The 22,023-nt window shown below is 60.4% G+C and carries 19 protein-coding genes; 6 read left to right on the top strand and 13 right to left on the bottom strand.

Features of this window, described 5'->3' with window-relative positions; all coding sequences use genetic code 11:
* Positions 1-118: 118 nt before the first annotated feature.
* The 3 genes from JN403_RS09700 to JN403_RS09690 form a co-directional block, all read right to left on the bottom strand.
* Positions 119-625, bottom strand: coding sequence for an FxsA family protein (locus JN403_RS09700; protein ID WP_205486831.1), 507 nt, complete (start codon positions 623-625; stop codon positions 119-121).
* 66 nt (positions 626-691) lie between these two features.
* Complete coding sequence (locus JN403_RS09695) at positions 692-1,423, bottom strand: HugZ family protein (protein WP_205486830.1); 732 nt, start codon at positions 1,421-1,423, stop codon at positions 692-694.
* A 219-nt stretch (positions 1,424-1,642) separates the two neighbouring features.
* The gene (locus JN403_RS09690; protein WP_122535949.1) at positions 1,643-2,650 is read right to left on the bottom strand and encodes a DUF481 domain-containing protein; all 1,008 of its coding nucleotides are present in this window, start codon (positions 2,648-2,650) and stop codon (positions 1,643-1,645) included.
* Between the two features lie 160 nt (positions 2,651-2,810).
* Here JN403_RS09690 and JN403_RS09685 point away from each other — a divergent pair, with 160 nt between their 5' ends.
* Together JN403_RS09685 and JN403_RS09680 are read left to right on the top strand one after the other, a co-directional pair.
* Positions 2,811-3,179, top strand: coding sequence for an MGMT family protein (locus tag JN403_RS09685; RefSeq protein ID WP_240356873.1), 369 nt, complete (start codon positions 2,811-2,813; stop codon positions 3,177-3,179).
* A gap of 42 nt (positions 3,180-3,221) precedes the next feature.
* A complete protein-coding gene (locus JN403_RS09680; protein WP_172609563.1) occupies positions 3,222-4,787 on the top strand; it encodes an AmpG family muropeptide MFS transporter in 1,566 nt (521 codons plus the stop codon).
* Between the two features lie 265 nt (positions 4,788-5,052).
* On the opposite strand, the gene JN403_RS09675 is transcribed toward JN403_RS09680, so the two are convergent.
* Together JN403_RS09675 and JN403_RS09670 are read right to left on the bottom strand one after the other, a co-directional pair.
* Positions 5,053-5,901: a mechanosensitive ion channel family protein gene (locus JN403_RS09675; RefSeq protein WP_205487283.1), complete on the bottom strand. Its 849-nt coding sequence runs from the start codon at positions 5,899-5,901 to the stop codon at positions 5,053-5,055.
* 151 nt (positions 5,902-6,052) lie between these two features.
* Positions 6,053-6,538 (bottom strand): YajQ family cyclic di-GMP-binding protein, encoded by a 486-nt coding sequence (locus JN403_RS09670; RefSeq protein ID WP_065992166.1) that lies wholly within the window; start codon positions 6,536-6,538, stop codon positions 6,053-6,055.
* A 181-nt stretch (positions 6,539-6,719) separates the two neighbouring features.
* Between JN403_RS09670 and JN403_RS09665 the strand changes: the two genes are divergently transcribed.
* From JN403_RS09665 to JN403_RS09655, 3 genes are all read left to right on the top strand, one after another.
* A complete protein-coding gene (locus tag JN403_RS09665; RefSeq protein ID WP_205487282.1) occupies positions 6,720-7,631 on the top strand; it encodes a putative 2-dehydropantoate 2-reductase in 912 nt (303 codons plus the stop codon).
* A gap of 61 nt (positions 7,632-7,692) precedes the next feature.
* Entirely contained in the window at positions 7,693-9,741 is a 2,049-nt protein-coding gene (locus tag JN403_RS09660) for an ATP-binding protein (RefSeq protein WP_205486828.1), read from the top strand.
* A 4-nt stretch (positions 9,742-9,745) separates the two neighbouring features.
* On the top strand, positions 9,746-10,324 hold the full coding sequence (locus tag JN403_RS09655) for a cob(I)yrinic acid a,c-diamide adenosyltransferase (RefSeq protein ID WP_205486827.1): 579 nt from the start codon (positions 9,746-9,748) through the stop codon (positions 10,322-10,324).
* Between the two features lie 261 nt (positions 10,325-10,585).
* On the opposite strand, the gene JN403_RS09650 is transcribed toward JN403_RS09655, so the two are convergent.
* The 4 genes from JN403_RS09650 to secA form a co-directional block, all read right to left on the bottom strand.
* Entirely contained in the window at positions 10,586-11,530 is a 945-nt protein-coding gene (locus JN403_RS09650) for a Nudix family hydrolase (RefSeq protein ID WP_205486826.1), read from the bottom strand.
* A gap of 2 nt (positions 11,531-11,532) precedes the next feature.
* Positions 11,533-12,159, bottom strand: coding sequence for a glutathione S-transferase family protein (locus JN403_RS09645; RefSeq protein WP_205486825.1), 627 nt, complete (start codon positions 12,157-12,159; stop codon positions 11,533-11,535).
* A 38-nt stretch (positions 12,160-12,197) separates the two neighbouring features.
* Entirely contained in the window at positions 12,198-13,415 is a 1,218-nt protein-coding gene (gene argJ, locus JN403_RS09640; protein WP_122535944.1) for a bifunctional glutamate N-acetyltransferase/amino-acid acetyltransferase ArgJ, read from the bottom strand.
* 135 nt (positions 13,416-13,550) lie between these two features.
* Positions 13,551-16,322: a preprotein translocase subunit SecA gene (gene secA / locus JN403_RS09635; protein WP_205486824.1), complete on the bottom strand. Its 2,772-nt coding sequence runs from the start codon at positions 16,320-16,322 to the stop codon at positions 13,551-13,553.
* Positions 16,323-16,620: 298 nt separating this feature from the next.
* On the opposite strand from secA, the gene JN403_RS09630 reads away from it, so the two are divergent.
* Positions 16,621-17,088: a DciA family protein gene (locus JN403_RS09630; RefSeq protein WP_205486823.1), complete on the top strand. Its 468-nt coding sequence runs from the start codon at positions 16,621-16,623 to the stop codon at positions 17,086-17,088.
* Between the two features lie 508 nt (positions 17,089-17,596).
* Here the strand turns inward: JN403_RS09630 and lpxC are convergent.
* From lpxC to JN403_RS09610, 4 genes are all read right to left on the bottom strand, one after another.
* On the bottom strand, positions 17,597-18,508 hold the full coding sequence (gene lpxC / locus JN403_RS09625; RefSeq protein ID WP_065992158.1) for a UDP-3-O-acyl-N-acetylglucosamine deacetylase: 912 nt from the start codon (positions 18,506-18,508) through the stop codon (positions 17,597-17,599).
* Positions 18,509-18,620: 112 nt separating this feature from the next.
* The gene (gene ftsZ / locus JN403_RS09620) at positions 18,621-19,811 is read right to left on the bottom strand and encodes a cell division protein FtsZ (protein WP_074884474.1); all 1,191 of its coding nucleotides are present in this window, start codon (positions 19,809-19,811) and stop codon (positions 18,621-18,623) included.
* A 63-nt stretch (positions 19,812-19,874) separates the two neighbouring features.
* The gene (ftsA, locus tag JN403_RS09615) at positions 19,875-21,134 is read right to left on the bottom strand and encodes a cell division protein FtsA (protein ID WP_037014678.1); all 1,260 of its coding nucleotides are present in this window, start codon (positions 21,132-21,134) and stop codon (positions 19,875-19,877) included.
* 15 nt (positions 21,135-21,149) lie between these two features.
* Positions 21,150-22,022: a cell division protein FtsQ/DivIB gene (locus JN403_RS09610; RefSeq protein ID WP_122535941.1), complete on the bottom strand. Its 873-nt coding sequence runs from the start codon at positions 22,020-22,022 to the stop codon at positions 21,150-21,152.
* Position 22,023 lies beyond the last annotated feature (1 nt).

The raw sequence follows: 22,023 nt of genomic DNA, 5'->3' as shown, positions 1-22,023 counted from the left end.
ACCCATACATAAGGGCGAGCAAGCCGAATTCAAGGCTGACCGTAGAAATTTTTTGCATGAATGGCGGTCGCAAAAACGAACACGGCACCCGCAGGTGCCGTGTCGTGGTGGCGCTGAATTACTTTTTATCCAGCGGCTCGTATTCGCCTTCGATCACCTCACCCTCAATGACTTCAGGGCGACGTGCTTCAGGACGGGCAGTCCCGGGGTGCATGGGACCCGCCGAATTTGCCGCGTGCATATTTTCGGCAAACGCACGCTGGCGCGCGGCCTGGGCCTCGGCACGGTTGCGCACCTTGCCGACGATCAGGCGACGGGTAAAAGGCATCAGGAAAAGCAGGCCCAGCACATCACTGATGAAGCCAGGCAGCACGAGCAAGCCACCGCCGATGGTCATCATCAAACCATCGAGCATCTGCTGAGCGGGCAGTTCGCCACGGGCCAGACTCTGTCGGGCGCTCAACGCGGTGGCCACACCGGCGATCCGCACCACGAAAACACCGAGCATCGACCCGGCAACGACCAGCAGGAAGGTCGGCAGAAAGCCGATCGACATCCCGACTTTCACCAGCACGAACAATTCGAGCACCGGAAAAAGCAATAAAAGCAGAAGAAAAACGCGCATCAAAGTGAGTTCCTAGACGGAAGAAGGCTTCCAGTAGACCTTACGTGACGTCGCAAAGTCGTTAATTCAAGCCTCGGCCTGTTCAAGTGTGGGCCATTTTTCAGCGTGAGCCAGCTGAGTCAAGGCTTGGCGGACTTGTGTCGGCGTATTACAGGGCTCTGCGAAGGCCAGCCAGTACAGACCCTGGCCCACCCGCAGGTGCATGCCCTCGCTGTCGATGCCCACCAGCGTAGCGAGTTCAGTCTTCGGTAAACCGGCCAGTTCGACGTAGTGAGTGATGGCTTTGGCGTGGTCGGCATTCATGTGCTCGACCATGCTGATCTCGGCAGCGCCAGCGAAGGGATTGGCCAGCGCTGCGTCGTCCAGCCAGTGGATCGCGCCGAACCCGCCGATGAAGCGATAGCGCACCGGCTTCAGCACCCAGAAATCGAAATCGTGGGCGCTGTGGTAACTCTCGGATTCCGGGAAATAACGGTAGTAACGCTGAGCGGCGGCTTCAACCTGGGCATGGTCGATGATTTTTTCAGCCTCGGCCATCAGCGTGACGCGCCCCACCGCTTGCACATCCTCGGCGCCGCGCTCGCCCACCAATAAAGAACACTTGGCGTCGAGTTGCAGGTTGTGGGTGTGCTGTGCGATGCGGCTGATAAGGATCAGCGGACGGCCTTGATCGTCCAGACAGTAGGGCACCACCGAGCCAAACGGGTAACCGGGCATCGACTTGGAATGGGTCGACAACACGCCACGGTATTCCTTGAGCAGCAAGGTACGGGCTTGCCGGTTGGCGCTGGCGCTCATATGGGGCTCCTGAAGAGTAAAACGAAGGGCCTGAGGGACGCGAAGCAGCTGACGGCGACGCATGCCACACGATAAGCGTTATCGGTGGAAGGTGCCAGATTGAGCGGGAGTGACGATTTTACGGAGGGTTCGCGTAAAAGAATACGCGTGGAAGATGAAACCGGCCGGCGCGCGAATCGGGATGCCGTTTATGCGCGCGCAGCCGTTATAGAGAAGACGTTACCAGGCCACACCGAAACCGGCGGTATAGCGGGTCTTGTCCAGATCGCCGTTGTCGGAACCGCTGATGATGTCCTTCTCGGCTTTGAGATTGAGCGACGCCCATTCAGTGACTTTGTAGCGCAGGCCCACTTCCGTCTCGAGGCTATAGTCAGCCACGCCACTGATAGGCTTGCCGACTTCACCGTTGGTGAAGAACTCGACCTTCTTGCCGATCAGGTAACGGTTGTAGTCCCAGGTGCCGGAAACGGAGTAGAAGTTGTCCTTCTCGCCGTTGGAGTATTCGAAATCGGTGCGGTTAAGCAGCGCGCCGACTTTGAATGCGCCCAGTTCGTCGTCCCAGAACTGGTAGCCCGGACCGGTACCGACCGTGCGCTGACGGGCCAGGTCTTCAATGGTGTCACGCTTGTAGGTAATGCGACCGTCCCAGAACCATTTGTCCGTAAAGAACCGGTCGACCGAGTACTCGGCGTCCCAGTTGTTGGTGGTGGTCAGGCTGTCCTGCGACTCGCGGTTGTACTCGCCCTTGGCGTTGTGGCGCCACTGGCCGTGGGTCGCGGAGGTTTTGAAGGCGATGTTGTAATCGTCGGTGTCGTTCTCGGCGCGCTGGAAGTCGAGCGCCGCATCGATATTGCCCTTCCACACCAGATCGGTGACCACCGGCTTGGGCTTCATGATCTGCTGAATGCTTGCCAGCTCAACCGTCTTCGGCGCATCGCCGTTGGCCAGGGTGACCTTGCCGTCTTCGGCCGGCTGCAGCGATTTGGAGATCTCGCCTGTAGTGGCGTCCTGCTTTACCAGGAGGTGCTGGTCACTTTCCAGCGTTTTGATTTCCTTCCAGTCCAGCGGGATGTCGCCTGCATATTTGGTATTGAGCAGCAGCTTGCCGCCGTCGAAGACCTTGATAGTCCCCGTCAGCTTGTCACCGTTCTTCAACCAGACGGTGTCAGCGAGCAATGGAGTAGAGGCACTGGCAAACGCAACGCACAACAGGGTTCTGGACAACATAAGCAACGACAAGGCTCTGGTTCGCGGGAAATCGGGCATTATCCGGATGGATAACGTCGTGGCAATCGGCAGACCGCCGACACAGGTAACACTGACAGTAAGAAATTTCCCAAGTTCCTTATCGAAAATTCCCGTTCATCCCTTTTACAGGAACGAATGCGTGATCGAACAATCTCCCGCGCACGGCGACCCGAACGGTCTCTCTCCCGCAGAGGCACGGCGCACGGCGTTATACCTTACGTTGCATCAAGTCCCGGAGGGCAAAGTGGTCAGTTATGGCCAACTGGCCGAGCTGGCCGGTTTGGGACGAGCGGCACGCTTCGTTGGCAGAGCGCTGAGTCAATTGCCGGACGGCAGCAGTTTGCCCTGGCATCGCGTAATCGGCGCTGGCGGGCGCATCAGCCTGGCGCCCGGAACCGTGTCGGGCGAGGAGCAACGGGCACGGTTGCGGGCCGAGGGCGTGACCATCCGTAACAATCGTGTGGATATGCAGCGTCATGGCTGGCGCCCGACAGAGCACAACGGTTAGAGTGCGCGCTTTGTTTACGTAACCTGAGGCAGATTCCAGCCCATGCCCCGCAAAACCTGGCGCGCCGCGCTCGCCGCATATGCCAGCCCCTCTACGTTTGTGCTCCTGTTGCTCGGCTTTGCCGCGGGCATGCCCTACATGTTGGTGTTTTCCACGCTGTCGGTCTGGCTGCGTGAAGCCGGCGTCGCGCGTGAAACCATTGGCTACGCCAGTCTGATCGGTCTGGCCTATGCCTTTAAGTGGGTCTGGTCGCCGCTGCTCGATCAATGGAGCCTGCCTTTGTTGGGCCGGCTCGGCCGACGGCGCTCGTGGCTGGTGCTCTCGCAATCGCTGGTGACCCTGGGCCTGATCGGCATGGGCTTCTGTGATCCGCAGCAGCACCTGTCGTGGCTGATCGCGATTGCCGTGCTGGTCGCGTTCTCCTCGGCGACCCAAGACATCGCCATCGACGCCTACCGCCTGGAAATCGCCAGCGACAGCCAGCAAGCGACCCTTGCCGCCAGCTACATGGCGGGTTACCGCGTCGCCGCCCTCCTCGCCACTGCCGGCGCGCTGTACTTCGCCGAAGGCTTCGGTTCGACCGGCTTTGCCTACAAACACTCGGCCTGGGCCGGCACCTATGTGCTGTTCGGCTTGCTCATGGTGCCTGCGCTGATCACCAGCCTGATCATGCGTGAACCGTCCGTGCCGATCCGCACGCAGTTGTCGGCCGTGCGTTATGGCTTCGCTCATCAGCTGGCCTCGGTGTTCGTACTGATCATTCTGCTGGTCTCGGTGCCCGCGATGTTCACGCAGCTGTACAACACCGATTTCGCCAGCGTGCTGTTTCAGGGCACCACCTGGAAAGACCTGCTGATGGAAGACCGCGCCTTTTTGCGCGCGATCCTTTACACGCTGCTGACCGTGGCCTGCCTGTCGTCCATGGGCCGACGCGGCCTGGCGCCGGTGCTGACGCCGATCAACGACTTCATTCTGCGTTATCGCTGGCAGGCCTTTTTGCTGCTGGGGCTGATCGCCACGTATCGCATGTCCGACACGGTCATGGGCGTAATGGCAAACGTGTTTTACATCGACCAGGGCTTCACCAAGGATCAGATTGCCAGCGTCAGCAAGATCTTCGGTCTGGTGATGACGCTGGCCGGCGCGGCGTTCGGCGGCCTGGCGATCGTGCGTTTCGGCATTCTGCCGATCCTGTTCATCGGCGGTATCACGTCGGCAGCCACCAACCTGCTGTTCCTGATGCTGGCCGACATGGGCCCAAACCTGAAGATGCTGATCGTCACGATCTCGCTGGACAACTTCAGCTCGGGACTCGCGACATCCGCGTTCGTGGCCTACCTGTCGAGCCTGACCAACCTCAAGTTTTCGGCCACCCAATACGCGCTGCTGAGCTCAATCATGCTGCTGTTGCCGCGTCTGATCGGCGGCTATTCCGGGGTCATGGTGGAGAAGCTGGGGTATCACAACTTCTTCCTGGCGACCGCGCTGATGGGCGTGCCGACGTTGTTCATGATCGCCCTGCACTGGGCGCAGGAAGCCCGCCGGGAAGCACGGGAAGAAGCGGCAGAAGGCGAAGAGCCGGCCAAGCCTGTGGACTCGGTGCTCTAGGCAGCGCTTATCGTTCGGACCATGTGCGATCGCGCAGGATACTCCGTAAATGTGGGAGTGAGCTTGCTCACGAAGACTCTAGCCCGACCGCTAAAGATGCTTCGTATGCTCCGGCCCCTTCGCGAGCAAGCTCGCTCCCACAAGTTGTCGTCCGCGTTCACGATCCGCAGTGTCGCCATGTTTGACGTGCACGCTCCCGTGGCCCACTCAACAAAAAGCCCCGCACTCTCACGAGTCGGGGCTTTTCGCTTTCTGCGGTCGAGCGTTACACCTTCGTGGGCTGCTCGTCCTGCACCACACGAATCACCCGCTGCGGGAAGGGGATGTCGATGTTGGCCGCGCGCAGACGGTCGCGGATTTCCGCGTTGAAGCGGTTCGACACGTCACCGAAGTCACCGGTCTTGGTCCACACACGGAGTGACACGGTAATTGAGCTGTCGCCCAGTGCCGCGACCACCGCCTGTGGCGCCGGGTCCTGCAAGATGCGCGGATCGTCCGCCATGTCCATCAGCACTTGCAGCGCCTGCTTGAGGTCGGCGTCGTAGTCGATGCCCACGTCGAAGGTGATCTTGCGCGTTGGCTGGCGGTTGGTGTTGGTAATGATCCCGTTGGACAGGTTGCCGTTGGGCAGGATCACCGTTTTGTTGTCGCCGGTGCGCAGCACGGTGTGGAAGATCTGAATCCCGTCCACGGTGCCGGATACGCCTTGGGCTTCGATCCAGTCGCCAATGCGGAATGGACGGAACAGCAGAATCAGAACGCCGCCGGCGAAGTTCGCCAGACTGCCTTGCAACGCCAGGCCGATCGCCAGACCCGCCGCACCGATCGCGGCAACGAATGAAGTGGTTTCTACCCCGATCATCGAGGCGACACTGACGATCAACAGGATCTTCAGAATGATGTTGGTGATGCTGCTGATAAAGCCCTGCAACGCCAGGTCGACGTGGCGCAGCGCCAACAACGCGCCCACGCGGGAAGTCAGTCTGTTGATCAGCCACCAGCCGACCAGCAGGACCACCACTGCCAGCAGCACTTTGCTGCCGTATTGCATGACCATCGGGATCCAGGCCTGAGACGCTTTCACCAGATGGTCTACCTGGCTGTTTAAATCCAAGTCCATCTATTTCTCCTCGGGGTCGCGACATGGAAGGCTGAAGCAACGGCGCCGAGTGGGCCCGTTATTTCAGCGAGACCTGCATTCGGACGCACAGGAACCCCTCGGGTTCCTGAGCCAACATGAAATCGCAGGGCAAATCGCGAGGCAATCAGTCGCGGAAGTTGTTGAATTGCAGCGGCATGCCGAACTCGTGACCACGCAGCGCAGCGATCGCTTCTTGCAGGTCGTCACGCTTCTTGCCGGTGACGCGCACTTGCTCACCCTGAATGGCAGCCTGAACCTTGAGCTTGGCTTCCTTGATGTGAGCAACAATCTTCTTCGCCAGCTCCTTGTCGATGCCTTCCTTGAGCGTGGCCTCCTGCTTCATGACCTTGCCGGACGCGAAGGGATCTTTCAGTTCCAGGCACTGCACATCGATCTTGCGCTTGACCAGGGCCAGCTTGAGGATCTCGATCATGGCTTCGAGCTGAAACCCTTCTTCGGCGGTCATCTTGATCAGCAGGTCTTTTTCCGTGAACTCGAAGCTGCCTTTGCCTTTGAGGTCGTAGCGGCGGTCCAGCTCCTTGATCGCGTTGTCGACGGCATTCGTGACTTCGTGTTTATCCAGTTCGGACACTACGTCGAACGAGGGCATGTAGATTCTCCAATTGATACGGCGCGGCTCAACATGTGGATGGAGCACGCCTGACTTGACGGTATGAAAGCCCGGTCATTATAACGAGACTTTTCCCACGTTCATGTGAGCCTGCGATGTTGATTTCGTTTTCCCCGCGCACTGAGATCTTCGTCGCCGGGCGTCATTTATTTTGAAATCCGTGTGCTGGCACGTTCTGGGCGCAGGCAGCTTGGGCAGTCTGTGGGCCACTCGACTGGCCCGGGCGGGTCTGCCGGTGCGGTTAATCGTGCGCGACGAGGCCCGACTGGCGGCCTACGATGCGCAAGCCTGTCTGGCGCTCAACGAAAACGGTCAGCGTCAGAGGTTTGCTATCCCGGCGCAGACGGTCAGCGCCGATGAACCGATCCAGCGTCTGTTGGTGGCGTGCAAGGCCTACGACGCTGAACGCGCGGTTGCAGCCGTCGCCCGTCGCCTGACCGACAGGGCTGATGTCTTGCTCCTGCAAAATGGTCTCGGCAGCCAGGACGCCGTGGCCGCGATGATTCCTGAGGCACGCTGCATTTTTGTCTCCAGCACCGAAGGCGCCTACCGCGATGAAGACTGGAGCGTGGTATTTGCCGGACAGGGCTCCAACTGGCTGGGCGACACGCAGCAAGGCGCGGCGCCGGCCTGGCTGGACGAGCTCACGCAGGCGGGCATCCCCCATCAGTGGACCGCTGACATCGCCGAACGCCTCTGGCGCAAACTCGCGCTCAACTGCGCCATCAACCCGCTGACCGTGTTGCATCAATGCCGCAACGGAGAGCTCCAGGCTCATGCAGAAGAAGTAACGGCGCTGTGCGTTGAGCTCGGCCACGTGTTGCACGGCTGTGGTCAGCCCGGCGCGGCTGAAGGGTTGCTGGATCAGGTGCAGCAGGTGATTGCCGCCACCGCCGGTAATTATTCCTCGATGTATCAGGACGTTGCTCAAGGCCGTCGTACCGAGATCCGCTACCTGCTCGGGCATGCCTGCGCCACGGCGGCTGCCCTCGATTGTCCTGCGCCGATGCTGAACCAGTTTCGCCTGCGCCTGATCGAACACCTCAACGCCCGCGGCCTGCCCAGCGACTGACGGTTTGCTCAACGGCTGAACAGCGCTAACCTGCCCGCTCCTCATTCCGGTGACCTGCCCCATGCCATTGCGCCAGCGCCTCGAAAACCTGCCGGTCGGTCAAAAGCTCCTGGCCGCCCTGCTCGTACTGCTCACCACCGTGCTGGTGGTCGCCAACCTGACGTTTATCAGCGCCGCCTATTACATTTCCCAGGAAGCGATGGCGCCCCAAGCTTTGCAGACGATCGGTCGGCTGATCAGCAATCCCGGCCTGTCCGAGCACGCTCTGTCTTCGACCTCCAACGCCCAGACGTTGCTCAGTGAACTGAAAAACTACGGCCCGTTACGGGCGGCGGCGGTGTACGACAGCAGCGGTACGCGTCTGGCGCAGATGCAGCAGGGCAACAAGCTGCGCATGCCCGACCACTACCGGGATCTGGAGAGCTGGCGCATTACCGAGTTTCGCAACACTCAGGTCATCCCCATTCCCAAAGCCGGACAGGCGCAGGGTCATCTGTTGCTTGTCGCCAGCAGCGAATTGCCGACGGCGTTCTACACCGGCACGTTGACCGCCAGCCTTGGCATCCTGATTTTCAGCATCCTGCTGTGGGCCGGTGTGGCCCGGCAGATTCGGCGCTTTATCACCGAGCCGATCTACCAGTTGGAAGACCTGTCGCGGCGGGTTACCCGCGAGGAGAACTACGCGCTGCGGGCGACGCCCGGCAACAAGGACGAAATCGGCTCGCTGGCCGAGGCGTTCAACACCATGCTCTCGCGCATGGAAGCCCGTGAGCAGCAGCTCAGGCGCGCCCGCGATGAATCCCAGGACGCCTACGATCAGGCGCAGGGTCTGGCGGAAGAAACCCGTCACACCAACCGCAAGCTGGAGCTTGAAGTTCAGGTGCGCAGCAAGATCGAGAAGAAGCTCACGGGCTTTCAGAACTACCTCAACAGCATCATCGACTCCATGCCGTCGGCGCTGATCGCCCTGGACGAGCAGCTGTACGTTACCCAGTGGAATCAGGAGGCCGGCGCCCTGTCCGGTACGCCACTGGACGAAGCGCTGAACCAGCCGATTTACTCGGCGTTCCCGCCGATGCGCGCGTTTTTGCCGCAGATCAAACAGACCGTCGAACGCCACACCGTCACCAAAATCGAGCGCGTGACTTGGGTCAAAGGCGAAGAGTCGCGCCATTACGCCCTCACCTTCTATCCCCTGACCGGCGATGCCGGCCGTGGCGCGGTGATCCGCATCGATGACATCACCCAGCGCCTGTCGCTGGAGGAAATGATGGTTCAGTCGGAGAAAATGCTCTCGGTGGGTGGGCTCGCCGCCGGCATGGCCCATGAAATCAACAACCCCCTCGGGGCGATCATGCACAACGTGCAAAACATCCGCCGTCGGCTGTCGCCCGATTTGCCGAAGAATCTCGAGCAGGCCCAGCAGGAAGGCATCGAGCTGGCGGCGGTGAACCAATACCTGATCGCGCGCGAAGTACCGCAGTTGCTGGACGGCATCCAGTCAGCCGGGGCGCGGGCGGCAAAGATCGTCAGCCACATGCTCAGCTTCAGCCGCCGCAGCAACCGTCAGTTGGCGCCGTGTGATCTGCCGGCACTGATCGATCAAGCGGTGGAGATCGCCAGCAACGACTTTGACCTGACCATCGGTTTTGACTTCAAGGGCCAGAACATCATTCGCCAGTTCGATCCTGATCTGGGCCCGGTGCCTGCGACGGCCAACGAGCTGGAGCAGGTGCTGCTTAACCTGCTGAAGAACGCTGCTCAGGCCATTCACCAGCGCGAAAATCCCGGCGAGCCGGGGCGCATTATTTTGCGCACGCGCCTGAACCCGCCCTGGGCGGAAATTCAGGTCGAGGACAACGGTATCGGCATGCCGGAAAGCGTGCGCAAGCGCACCTTCGAGCCGTTTTTCACCACCAAGGAAATCGGCCAGGGCACGGGCCTCGGTCTGTCGGTGTCGTATTTCATCATCACCAACAATCACAAGGGCCAGATGGAAGTGCATTCCACCCTCGGCCAAGGCACCTGTTTCACCTTGCGCCTGCCGCTGGTGGACAATTCGATAGATATGCCTGCACCACAGGTCATTGGTCAGAACGACCGGGAGTAGAGCCATGGGATTTCGCTTGTCGAAAATTTACACGCGCACGGGTGACACCGGCGAAACGGGTTTGGGCGATGGTCGCCGAGTGCCGAAGGATCACCCGCGGGTCGAGGCCATCGGGGAAGTCGACACACTGAACAGCCAGGTCGGCGTGCTGCTGGCGGGGCTTACGGCGGGAGTGGCAACTCATCCGGCGTTGCAGGAAGTCATCGACGTGTTGGCGCCGTGTCAGCATCGCTTGTTCGACCTGGGCGGCGAGCTGGCGATGCCGGAATACAAGGCGCTGAATGCAGCAGAGATCGAGCGCCTGGAAGCGGCGATCGATCACTGGAATGAAGAACTGGGACCGCTGGAGAATTTCATCTTGCCGGGTGGCTCGACGCTGATTGCCCAGGCCCACGTTTGCCGGAGCCTTGCGCGCACGGCGGAGCGGCGTTGTCAGCACCTCAACGCGGTCGAGCCACTGGCCGGGGTTGGTCTGGCGTACATCAATCGGCTGTCGGATCTGCTGTTTGTCGCAGCGCGGATCATTGCCCGGCGTGAGGGCGTGGCGGAGATTTTGTGGGAGCCTGCGAAGAAACCGCAGTGATTGGGTAGGGAGCAGGCAGACTGTACCGCGCTGCTGATACGCCGCTCATCAGCTGGCAAGCGCGGAACCTGTGGGAGTGACCGGGGTGGCGCTCCACCTTGCTCACAAAGACTGCATTTCAGCCACTAGATATCTAGTAGCTGTACAGGACTCTTCGCGAGCAAGCTCGCTCCCACAAGTTCTTTGCCAGCCGGTACATCTGTGCCGTTGCTTGGTGCGATGAGAGGCGGCTTGCTGGCTTGTATATCGATAAGGTATTGATCAGCCCTGCGGCCAGAACGCGCGAATTCCGGCCACACCCTGCGCGCCAGATTCCCACGCGTGCTGACGGTCCGTCGGCCCTACCCCGCCGAGCAGATAAACCGGTTTGCTGAAGCCCTCGATCAACGCGCGGGCCTTTTCCCAACCCAGCGGCTGCGCATCAGGATGGCTTTGCGTCGGCAAGACCGGCGAGAGCGTGACGAAATCCACGCCCATCTGCTCGGCCAGACTCAACTCTTCGGCGTCGTGACACGAGGCCGCCAGCCAGCGATCTTCAGGAAACGGACGGCCCTTGCTGGCGTATTTGCGCAACTGTTCGCTGGTCAGGTGCCAGCCCGCCGCCGGGAAATCCCCCAGCCACTCGCGCGGCCCCTTGAGCATCAACTGCGCCTTGCCCGCGCACAGCCCGACCGCATCAACCGCGACGTCACGGTATTTCGGGTCGTACATGTTCGGCGCGCGAAGCTGAACCAGCTTGATGCCGCCAGCCACCGCCGTGCGTATGCCGCGCAGCAGCTCTGGGGTATCCAGATCGTCCGGGGTGATCAGGTACTCACCCGGCAAACGCGCAGCAGCCACAATCGGCCGATTTGCGGCCGGAAATTCATACTCGGCCAGTTCCCGTTGCGATACCCACGCCAGCGGTTGCCCTTCAACACCGTGGGGTTCGCCGGTGAACGACGAGACTTCCCAGACGTCCAGCAACACCTGCTTGTCCGGGTAGTCGTGCTTGATCTTGATCAGCGGACGCGCTGCCGTCACGACGATGCCTAGCTCTTCGTTGAGTTCGCGGGACAGCGCGGCTTCGACCGATTCATCAGGTTCGACCTTGCCGCCAGGAAACTCCCACAAACCGCCTTGATGCTGTTTGTCGGCGCGGCGTGCGATGAGGATCTTGCCGTCGGTGCCACGAATAACCGCCGCGGCCACATGGATGCGTTTCACGTTCAACCTTCCTCCAGACCCGCCTGCTGCCAGCGCTTGAACGCAGGCCACTGATAAATCGTTTCGACGTAGGCGGCCGCGTCCGCTGGCAGCGCGACGCGATAGGTGCGAAATCGCACGGCGACCGGTGTGAAGAACGCATCGACGATGCCCGGCGTGCCGAACAGGAAGCCCTCCTTCACACCCGACACCGCGCGGCATTCACGCCACAGCGCAATCATGCGGTCGATATCGGCCTGAGCTTCGACCGCGATGACCTCCAGCGCCTCGTCCTGACGCAAGTCCATCGGCAAACGAGAGCGCAGACCGACGAAACCGCTGTGCATCTGCGCGCACGCCGACCGAGCCTGAGCGCGGGCGGCAACGTCCGCCGGCCACAATCCTGCATTCGGAAAGCGCTCCGCCAGGTACTCGCAGATCGCCAGCGAATCAACGATGGTGCCGTGCTCGCACTTCAGCGCAGGGACTTTACCGGTCGGCGAATGCTCGAGGATCAGGCGCGTGGTGTCCGCCTGATTCAGGCGAATCACCTGATCGGTGAACGCCTCACCGGTCAGCGCAAGCGCCAGCCACGGGCGCAGCGACCAGGAGGAATAACGTTTGTCGCCGATGATCAGGTGCAGGCTCATGTCTTGGCTCCGTTGAAACCGGTGGACTCGCTCGTGACTCAGGTGCGGTATTCCGCGTTGATCTTCACGTACTCGTGCGACAGGTCGGTGGTCCAGATGGTTTCACTGCAGTCGCCACGGCCCAGCTCGATGCGGATGGTGATTTCTTCCTGCGCCATCACCAGCGAGCCTTGCTCTTCAGTGTAGGTGCTGGCCCGAGCGCCCTTGCTGGCGATGCAGACGTCACCCAAAAACACGTCGATTTTGCTGACGTCGAGGTTCGGCACGCCTGCGCGACCCACGGCCGCCAGGATTCGGCCCCAGTTCGGGTCTGATGCAAACAGCGCGGTTTTGATCAGCGGCGAATGCGCGACGGTGTAACCCACGTCCAGGCATTCCTGATGATTGCCGCCGCCGTTCACTTCAACGGTCACGAACTTGGTGGCGCCCTCGCCGTCACGGACGATAGCTTGCGCGACGTCCATGCACACCTCGAATACGGCCTTTTTCAACGCTTCGAACAGCGGGCCCTTGGCCTCGGTTACCGCGGGCAAGTCGGCCTGGCCTGTGGCGATCAGCATGCAGCAGTCATTGGTCGATGTATCGCCATCGATGGTGATGCGGTTGAACGACTTGTTGGCGCCATCGCGAATCAGGTCCTGCAGCACGCCCGGCGCCACCTTGGCGTCGGTGGCGATGTAACCGAGCATGGTCGCCATGTTCGGACGAATCATGCCCGCGCCTTTGCTGATGCCAGTCACGGTGATGGTGACGCCATCAAGCACGAACTGACGGCTCGCGCCCTTCGGCAGCGTGTCGGTGGTCATGATGCCGGTGGCCGCCGCAGCCCAGTTGTCGACGGACAAATCATCCAGCGCCGCCTGCAGCGCGCCTTCGATCTTCTCGACAGGCAATGGCTCGCCGATCACGCCCGTGGAAAACGGCAGCACGGCGCTGGCTTCCACCCCGGTGATCTCGGCCAGCTTCGCGCAGGTCCGCTCGGCGGCGGCCAGCCCAGGTTCACCCGTGCCCGCATTGGCATTGCCGGTGTTGGTCAGCAAATAACGCACGGTGCCCTGCACGCGCTGCTTGGCGACGATGACCGGCGCCGCGCAAAAGGCGTTCAGTGTAAACACACCCGCGACGCTGGAGCCTTCGGCGCAGCGCATGACCACGACATCTTTGCGCCCCGGGCGCTTGATGCCGGCGGAAGCGATGCCAAGTTCAAAACCGGGAACCGGGTGCAGCGTCGGCAAAGGACCAAGACCAACAGCCATGAAGTGCGCTCCTTGAAAGACAGTCACACCGCGCGGCCTTGCCGACACGGCTCGATTGATTGAAAAACGCCGCGACGGCAGAGCCGGTCGCGGCGTGATTTTACAGTTCAGCTACAGCCTGTCGCGGTCGGCGATTCAGCTGATCTGACCGTGACAGTGCTTGAATTTCTTGCCCGAACCACACCAGCACAATTCGTTGCGACCCAGCTTCTGGTCGTTACGAACCGGCGACAGTGCGGCAGCAGCGGCTACCGCGACGTCTTCTCCGTCTTCAGCGAGCAGGTCCGGCTGCTCCAGGCCTGGTGCTTCGGCGTGCTGGAACTGCATGCGCTGGGCCAGTTCCTCGGCTTCCCGACGCAGACGCGCCTCTTCCTCGGCCGGATCTTCGCGGCGAACCTGAACGTGTGACAGCACGCGGATGGCGTCGCGCTTTATCGAATCGAGCAGCTCCTGGAACAAGGCAAACGACTCGCGCTTGTATTCCTGCTTCGGGTTCTTCTGAGCGTAACCGCGCAGGTGAATGCCGTGACGCAGGTGATCCATGGTCGACAGGTGGTCTTTCCACAGGTCGTCCAGTACGCGCAGGAGAATCTGCTTCTCGAACGTGCGCAGGGCCTCGGCACTGGCCTGGTCTTCTTTCTCGTTGTAGGCCGCCAGAATGGCTTCCATCAACTTCGGACGCAGGGTGTCTTCGTTCAGGTGATCGTCTTCGTCGAGCCACTGCTGGATCGGCAGCTTCACGCCGAAATCGCTGTTCAGCGCGGCTTCCAGACCGGCCACGTTCCACTGCTCAGGCAACGACTGCGGCGGGATGTGCGCGGAGATGGTGGCGTCGAGAACTTCTTCGCGGAACTCGGCAATGGTGTCACCAATGTTGGTCGCAGCCAGCAGGCTGTTACGCATGTGGTAGATCACTTTCCGCTGTTCGTTGGAAACATCGTCGAACTCGAGCAGCTGCTTGCGGATGTCGAAGTTGCGGCCTTCGACTTTGCGCTGCGCTTTTTCGATCGCGTTGGTCACCATGCGGTGCTCGATCGCTTCACCGGACTGCATGCCCAGCGCCTTCATGAAGTTCTTCACCCGGTCAGAGGCGAAGATGCGCATCAAGCTGTCTTCAAGCGACAGATAGAAACGGCTCGAACCCGTGTCACCCTGACGACCGGCACGACCACGCAGCTGGTTGTCGATACGGCGGGATTCGTGGCGCTCGGACGCAATAACATGCAGACCGCCCGCTTCGATCACCTGCTGATGGCGCTTCTGCCAGTCGGCCTTGATCTGCGCGATCTGCTCTGGGGTCGGGTCTTCCAGGCTGGCAACTTCAACTTCCCAGTTACCGCCCAGCAAAATGTCGGTACCGCGACCGGCCATGTTGGTGGCGATGGTCAGCGCGCCCGGACGACCGGCCTGGGCAATGATTTCAGCTTCTTTTTCGTGGAACTTGGCGTTCAGAACCTTGTGTTCGATGCCTTCCTGCACCAGCAGGCGGGACATGTGCTCCGAGGTTTCGATCGTCGCCGTACCCACCAGCACCGGACGTTGCTCGGCCAGACAGGCCTTGATGTCGGTGATGATCGCCGCGTACTTCTCTTCGGCGGTCAGGTACACGAGGTCGTTGAAGTCTTTCCGCGCCAACGGCTTGTTCGGCGGAATGACCATCACGGCCAGAGCATAGATCTGGTGGAATTCGAACGCTTCGGTGTCCGCCGTACCGGTCATGCCGGACAGCTTGTTGTAGAGACGGAAGTAGTTCTGGAAGGTGGTCGAGGCCAGGGTCTGGCTCTCGGCCTGGATGTTCAGGCCTTCCTTCGCTTCGATGGCCTGGTGCAGGCCTTCGGACAGACGACGACCCGGCATGGTACGGCCGGTATGTTCGTCAACCAGCAGGATCTGGCCGTCCTGAACGATGTATTCGACGTTGCGATGGAACAGCTTATGGGCACGCAGACCGGCATAAACGTGGGTCAGGAGACCCAGATTGTGCGCGGAATACAGGCTCTCGCCTTCAGCCAGCAAGCCGACTTCGGTGAGCATCTCTTCGATGAACTGGTGACCGGACTCGTTCAGCTCCACCTGACGGGACTTCTCGTCGATGGAGTAGTGACCCTGTTGGGTGACCTGGCCTTCCACTTCCTCGATGTGCTGCTCAAGCTTGGGGATCAGCTTGTTGATCTCGGTGTAGAGCTTGGAGCTGTCTTCGGCCTGGCCGGAGATGATCAGCGGCGTACGGGCTTCGTCGATGAGGATCGAGTCCACTTCGTCGATCACGGCGAAATTCAGTTCACGCTGGAATTTGTCTTCCAGGCTGAATGCCATGTTGTCGCGCAGATAGTCAAAACCGAATTCGTTGTTGGTGCCGTAGGTGATGTCGGAGGCGTAGGCGGCGCGCTTTTCTTCCGGCGGCTGGAAAGGCGTGACCACGCCTACGGTCAGACCGAGGAATTCATACAGCGGGCGCATCCAGTTGGCGTCACGACGTGCCAGGTAGTCGTTCACCGTGACCACGTGCACGCCCTTGCCGGACAGTGCGTTGAGGTAAACCGCGAGGGTCGCGACGAGGGTTTTACCCTCACCGGTACGCATCTCGGCGATCATGCCTTCGTGCAGTGTCATGCCGCCGATCAGCTGTACGTCGAAGTGACGCATGCCCATGATGCGTTTACCCGCCTCGCGGCAGACCGCGAAGGCTTCGGGCAAGAGCTGGTCGAGGATCTCACCTTTGGCTATGCGGGCCTTTAACTCATCGGTCTTGGCGCGCAGCTGTTCGTCCGAGAGGGCGAGCATTTGCTCTTCGAAGCTGTTGACGACCTGGACCGTCTTGAGCATGCGCTTTACTTCGCGCTCGTTTTTGCTTCCGAAAAGTTTTTTAACAAAGGTGCAAACATATCGAAAGGATCTTCCACACATAGGGATGGAGGGCGGCCCCGTGAGTCGCCCGAGCAGCCCTGATGGCCGCATGCGAACGAGCATTCTACCCGGAAATGGTGGTGAGGAAAGTGGCGTTATTCCACGATGCTGGCACAGCAATGTTACGGGGCAGAAGTACAATAGGGTCATTTCCCGTGACTTCAACCCATGAAGGCCAGAAGTTTTATTAATGTTTTTTCATGATCGCGCAGCGCATTTGCACCCGAAACGCCTGACCTGAGGGTGCTTCAGCCGATTCTGCTAAGATCCCGCCCTGGCAACACAAGGCAACCCTATCATGGCATTTCGTCCCCTACCGGCGCGCGCACCGGCTGTTCTTCTGCGCGAAGCCCGGCCGCTCAAAGCCATCTTCAACCACGCCCAACGCCTCGCGCACTTGCAGCGTCTGCTGGAAAGCCAGCTGCAACCCGCAGCGCGCGAGCACTGTCACGTGGCGTCATGGCGCGAAGGCACCCTGCTGCTCATCGTCACCGACGGCCACTGGGCCACCCGACTGCGCTATCAACAGAAGCGTCTGCAACGGCAACTGGTCGCGTTCAAGGAATTCGCCAACCTCACCCGCTTGCAACTGAAGGTACAGCCCGAAAGGACTCATCGAATCGCGGCCGGGCATACGCGCGATCTGTCGGTTGCAGCAGCCGAAACCATCTCAGCAACGGCAGAAGGCATCACCGACCCGAAACTGCGTGCTGCGCTCGAGCGGCTGGCCGCGCATGCTGTGCCTAAAGAGGCTGGGGATTCGTAAACCTGCAGAATGCCGGCGTTTTCACTGGCCTCTTCCCGGCTAAAGCCGGTCCCACTAAAAGCAGCGCGTCTATTCAGGAAAAGTGGCGGCGACCTTGACCGTAGGACCGGCTTCAGCCGGGAAGCTTTTGATCTGCTTTTGATCTGCTTTTGATCTTCGTACACAAAAAGCTCAGTCACCGCCAATCGCGACTTGGGTGCAGGCTGAACGCAGGTCTCGCGCAGTGGGTCGAGCCGCATGGATGCGGCGAGAGCGCCGTCAGGACATGGATGTCCGTTCGGCGCGGGCCCACGGAGCGGGACCGGAGTGAAGGAACCCTGAGGAACGAAGGGCCAAACCAGGAGCAGGCACCCTTGGTTACTTGGGGTGCTTTTCCAAGTAACTCGCCGAAGGCGAAATCGAGGCCGTTAGGCAGAGCGCTCCCGCGTACGCAGGCCAAAAAGAGACCTCATAAAAAAGGCCACCCGAAGGTGGCCTGAAAACATCAAAACTAGGAAGAAGAGACTGTTTACACCGCCGCAACGGGGCGCATGTAAGAGATCGGTGCGGTGCTGGCATCTTCGAAGGTCACAACTTCCCAAGCGTCTTCCTGCGCGATCAACGCACGCAGCAAACGATTGTTCAGACCGTGTCCCGACTTGAAGCCCTGGTACTCGCCGATCAGACTGTTGCCCAACAGATACAGGTCACCGATGGCATCCAGAATCTTGTGCTTCACGAACTCGTCTTCATAACGAAGACCGTCTTCGTTCAGCACGCCGTCCTTGTCCACGACGATCGCGTTTTCAACGCTGCCGCCAAGGGCCAGGTTGTGCTTGCGCAGGTATTCGATGTCTTTCATGAAACCGAATGTCCGCGCACGGCTTACTTCTTTAACAAACGAAGTGCTGGAAAAATCCACGCAAGCGGTTTGAGTGCGGTTCTTCAGATAAGGGTGATCGAAATCGATCTCGAACCCCACTTTGAAACCTTCAAACGGTAAGAACTTGGCGGACTTGCCGTCTTCTTCTACGCACACTTCTTTAAGTATGCGGATGAATTTCTTCGGTGCGTCCTGTTCTTCCAGGCCAGCCGATTGAATCAGGAATACGAAGGGACCTGCGCTGCCATCCATGATTGGAACTTCGGAGGCAGAAAGCTCAACGTAGGCGTTATCGATGCCAAGGCCGGCCATGGCCGACAGCAAGTGTTCGACCGTATCGACCTTCACGTCGCCATTGAACAGCGTCGTGGAGAGCGTGGTGTCACCCACATTCAACGCGTGAGCGTTGATCTGGACCACCGGCTCAAGGTCGGTACGGAAAAACACAATGCCAGCGTTCACAGGCGCTGGTTTGAGGGTCAGGTAAACCTTCTCCCCAGAGTGCAGGCCGATACCTGTGGCACGGATAATATTTTTCAGGGTGCGTTGTTTAATCATGGCATTGGCCGCTTCAGCGCGTATCGCGAATTAGTATCAACAAAGGCTGGCGATGATAGCAGACCCCGCCTTTGCTGAACACCAATCACCCTTATACCCCTGATAGAACCCATTAATCAGCCTGACGACGCAGGAACGCTGGAATGTCCAGGTAATCCAGATCATCTTGCGGGTTCATCTTCGCGGCGGCTGTTGCGCCCGCGTGTGCCTGATTGCGCATCACGGTTGGACGGTCCAGATCACGGTAGTTGACCGAAGGCAGCTCCTGGCGTGCGGCGTGTTGCTGCGCAGGGGCGGCTTGAGCGGTCTGCATGGTGTTGTCGATGACCTTCACAGGCTTCTCGATTTTTGCACCCAGGCCGGTGGCAACCACAGTCACGTGCAGCTCGTCGCGCATGTCCGGATCGATAACGGTACCGACCTTGACCATCGCGTGCTCGGAGGCGAACGCTTCGATGATGCTACCCACGTCGGAGTACTCACCCAGAGACAGGTCAGGACCGGCAGTGATGTTGACCAGAATGCCGCGAGCACCTTGCAGGTTCACGTCTTCCAGCAACGGATTGCGGATAGCAGCTTCGGTGGCTTCACGCGCACGGTTCGGACCGCTGGCGCAGCCGGTGCCCATCATCGCCATGCCCATTTCGGACATCACGGTGCGTACGTCAGCGAAGTCGACGTTGATCATGCCCGGACGCTTGATGATGTCGGAGATACCGCGAACGGCACCGGCCAGTACATCGTCAGCCTTGGCGAAAGCCGACAGCAGGCTGGCGTCTTTACCGAGGATGGTCAGCAGTTTCTCGTTGGGAATGGTGATCAACGAGTCGACGCTTTCGGACAGCGCGCGGATGCCTTCATCGGCGATCTGCATGCGCTTGCGGCCTTCGAACGGGAACGGACGAGTCACGACCGCAACGGTCAGAATGCCCATTTCCTTGGCCACTTCGGCAATGATCGGCGCAGCACCGGTACCGGTACCGCCGCCCATGCCAGTGGTGATGAAGACCATGTTGGTGCCTTGCAGCACTTCAGCGATACGCTCGCGGTCTTCCAGTGCAGCCTGACGGCCGACTTCAGGATTCGCACCTGCGCCCAGGCCTTTGGTCACGCCGGTACCCAATTGCAGAATGGTACGTGCGCCAATGTTTTTCAGTGCCTGAGCATCGGTGTTGGCGCAGATGAACTCGACGCCTTCGATGTTGCTCTTGACCATGTGATTGACTGCGTTGCCGCCGCCACCACCAACGCCGATAACTTTAATTACCGGGCTTTGTGGGATGTTGTCTACGAGCTCGAACATGTTCCCTCTCCTTCAGTTCTCTAGTTTTATGTCGCCTGTTGCCTGCCTACCGCTTTTTGAATCTTAGAAATTCCCCTGAACCCAGCGCTTCAGACGCTCTAACACTGGGGCCTTCGGTTCATCGCTATAACTGCTACCGGAGCCGGACAGGCCGGACAGCGAGATGCCGTCAGACTGCTTTTGCAGTCCGTACAGCAACAGGCCGACGCCGGTTGAGTAGATCGGGTTGCGAACAACGTCCGCGAGCCCTTTGACGCTGTGCGGCACGCCGAGGCGGACCGGCATGTGGAAGATCTCTTCGGCCAGTTCGACCGCGCCTTCCATTTTCGAGGTGCCACCGGTCAGCACGATGCCGGCCGGGATCAGGTCTTCGTAGCCGCTGCGACGCAGTTCTGCCTGAATCAGGGTGAACAGCTCGTCATAGCGCGGCTCGACCACTTCGGCGAGGGCCTGACGGGACAGTTCACGGGGCGGACGGTCGCCGACGCTTGGCACTTTGATGGTTTCACCGGCGCCGGCCAGTTTGGCCAGGGCGCAGGCGTAACGGATCTTGATCTCTTCGGCGTACTGGGTCGGTGTACGCAGCGCCATGGCGATGTCGTTGGTGACCTGGTCGCCAGCAATGGGGATCACAGCGGTGTGACGGATCGCGCCTTCGGTGAAGATCGCGATGTCGGTGGTGCCGCCGCCGATGTCCACCAGGCACACGCCCAGTTCTTTCTCGTCGTCGGTCAGCACCGAGTAAGCCGAGGCCAGTTGCTCAAGGATGATGTCGTCGACCTCCAGGCCGCAGCGGCGCACGCACTTTTCGATGTTCTGCGCCGCGTTCACCGCGCAGGTCACCACGTGAACCTTGGCTTCCAGACGCACGCCCGACATGCCCAGTGGCTCGCGAACGCCTTCCTGGTTATCGATGACGTAGTCCTGCGGCAACGTGTGCAGCACGCGCTGGTCAGCCGGGATCGCCACGGCCTGGGCAGCGTCGAGCACGCGTTCAAGGTCGGCCGAGCTCACTTCGCGGTCGCGAATCGCCACGATGCCGTGGGAGTTCAGGCTGCGGATGTGGTTGCCTGCAACGCCGACGAACGCCGAGTGGATCCGGCAACCGGCCATCAACTGCGCTTCTTCTACAGCGCGCTGGATCGATTGCACGGTGGATTCGATATTCACCACCACGCCCTTCTTCAGGCCGCGGGACGGGTGAGTGCCGATACCGACGATTTCCAGCGTGCCATCAGCCGCGACTTCGCCTACCAGCGCCACCACCTTGGAGGTGCCGATATCCAATCCGACGATCATTTTGCCGCTTTGCACGTTTGCCATGGGTCCTGCCTCTTATCAATTCTTCGCGACGGCGGGTTTGTCCGTCGTTGGCGCTGCTGCCTGCTCGCGCCAACCAACGGCCAGGCCGTTGTTGTAACGAAGGTCGACTCGCGCAATGTTCGTGATCTGGTCTTTCAGTGTCTTGTCGTAGATGGCGATAAAGCGGCGCATCTTTTCAAGCAGGTTGCCTCGTCCCAGCAGCAGTTCCAGGCCAGGGCCTGCATTGCCTGCGCCGGTGGTCAGAAACCAGCTGCCTCGCTCGCGCAGTTCCAGGCGAGCGATGGAGAACCCCAACGGGCGCAACATCTGGCTCAGGACCTGGTACTGCTGCATCACCTGCTGTTGAGCCCGTTGAGGCCCGAACAACTGCGGAAGGTGTTCGTAGTTGGCCAGTTCACGCGGAGTGAATGCCTGACCCTGGTTGTTCAGCAGGGATTGATCGCCCCAGCGCGCAACCGGTAGTTGTTCTTCCAGCCGGATCACCACCTGATCCGGCCAGACGCGGCGAACCTCGGCGTGGGCAATCCACGGCATTTGCTCAAGCTCTGTGCGCATGCCGGCCAGGTCGACGTTGAAAAAGCTCGTCGCCACGTACGGCGCGATTCGCTGCTGCACGGCCTGCTGGCTGATGTAGCTCAGGTCGCCCTGAACGTTGATACGCGAGATCGGACGGTCGGCGTACGGCAACAGACGCTGGGCGGCTTCGTACGTCCCGAACCCCAACACGACCAACAATACCGGCCACATCAGACTGCGCAGGAAACCGAAGTTCGGTCGCGACAGGCGCGACGACATGGGCTCCTTGGCGACCATGCGGCTGGCACCCCGCGGCACCGGCTTGTTGCGGCCGGTAGCGGATTGCTGATGACGAACCGTTGCGCCGTGCATG

It is taken from the genome of Pseudomonas sp. 15A4 (assembly GCF_016925575.1).
Lineage (GTDB): Bacteria > Pseudomonadota > Gammaproteobacteria > Pseudomonadales > Pseudomonadaceae > Aquipseudomonas.
Note: the sequence above shows the minus strand (reverse complement) of the source record. Positions and strands in the feature narration are given on the sequence as shown.

Bases quoted from the DNA above. Each gene is read 5' to 3' on its own strand.
- JN403_RS09680 (WP_172609563.1), top strand. From the start codon at position 3,222: ATGCCCCGCAAAACCTGGCGCGCCGCGCTCGCCGCATATGCCAGCCCC.
- JN403_RS09630 (WP_205486823.1), top strand. From the start codon at position 16,621: ATGGCATTTCGTCCCCTACCGGCGCGCGCACCGGCTGTTCTTCTGCGC.
- JN403_RS09695 (WP_205486830.1), bottom strand. From the start codon at position 1,423: ATGAGCGCCAGCGCCAACCGGCAAGCCCGTACCTTGCTGCTCAAGGAA.
- ftsA (WP_037014678.1), bottom strand. From the start codon at position 21,134: ATGGCAAACGTGCAAAGCGGCAAAATGATCGTCGGATTGGATATCGGC.
- lpxC (WP_065992158.1), bottom strand. From the start codon at position 18,508: ATGATTAAACAACGCACCCTGAAAAATATTATCCGTGCCACAGGTATC.
- secA (WP_205486824.1), bottom strand. From the start codon at position 16,322: ATGTGTGGAAGATCCTTTCGATATGTTTGCACCTTTGTTAAAAAACTT.
- JN403_RS09655 (WP_205486827.1), top strand. From the start codon at position 9,746: ATGGGATTTCGCTTGTCGAAAATTTACACGCGCACGGGTGACACCGGC.
- JN403_RS09670 (WP_065992166.1), bottom strand. From the start codon at position 6,538: ATGCCCTCGTTCGACGTAGTGTCCGAACTGGATAAACACGAAGTCACG.
- argJ (WP_122535944.1), bottom strand. From the start codon at position 13,415: ATGGCTGTTGGTCTTGGTCCTTTGCCGACGCTGCACCCGGTTCCCGGT.
- JN403_RS09610 (WP_122535941.1), bottom strand. From the start codon at position 22,022: ATGCACGGCGCAACGGTTCGTCATCAGCAATCCGCTACCGGCCGCAAC.
- JN403_RS09660 (WP_205486828.1), top strand. From the start codon at position 7,693: ATGCCATTGCGCCAGCGCCTCGAAAACCTGCCGGTCGGTCAAAAGCTC.
- ftsZ (WP_074884474.1), bottom strand. From the start codon at position 19,811: ATGTTCGAGCTCGTAGACAACATCCCACAAAGCCCGGTAATTAAAGTT.
- JN403_RS09700 (WP_205486831.1), bottom strand. From the start codon at position 625: ATGCGCGTTTTTCTTCTGCTTTTATTGCTTTTTCCGGTGCTCGAATTG.
- JN403_RS09690 (WP_122535949.1), bottom strand. From the start codon at position 2,650: ATGTTGTCCAGAACCCTGTTGTGCGTTGCGTTTGCCAGTGCCTCTACT.
- JN403_RS09645 (WP_205486825.1), bottom strand. From the start codon at position 12,159: ATGAGCCTGCACCTGATCATCGGCGACAAACGTTATTCCTCCTGGTCG.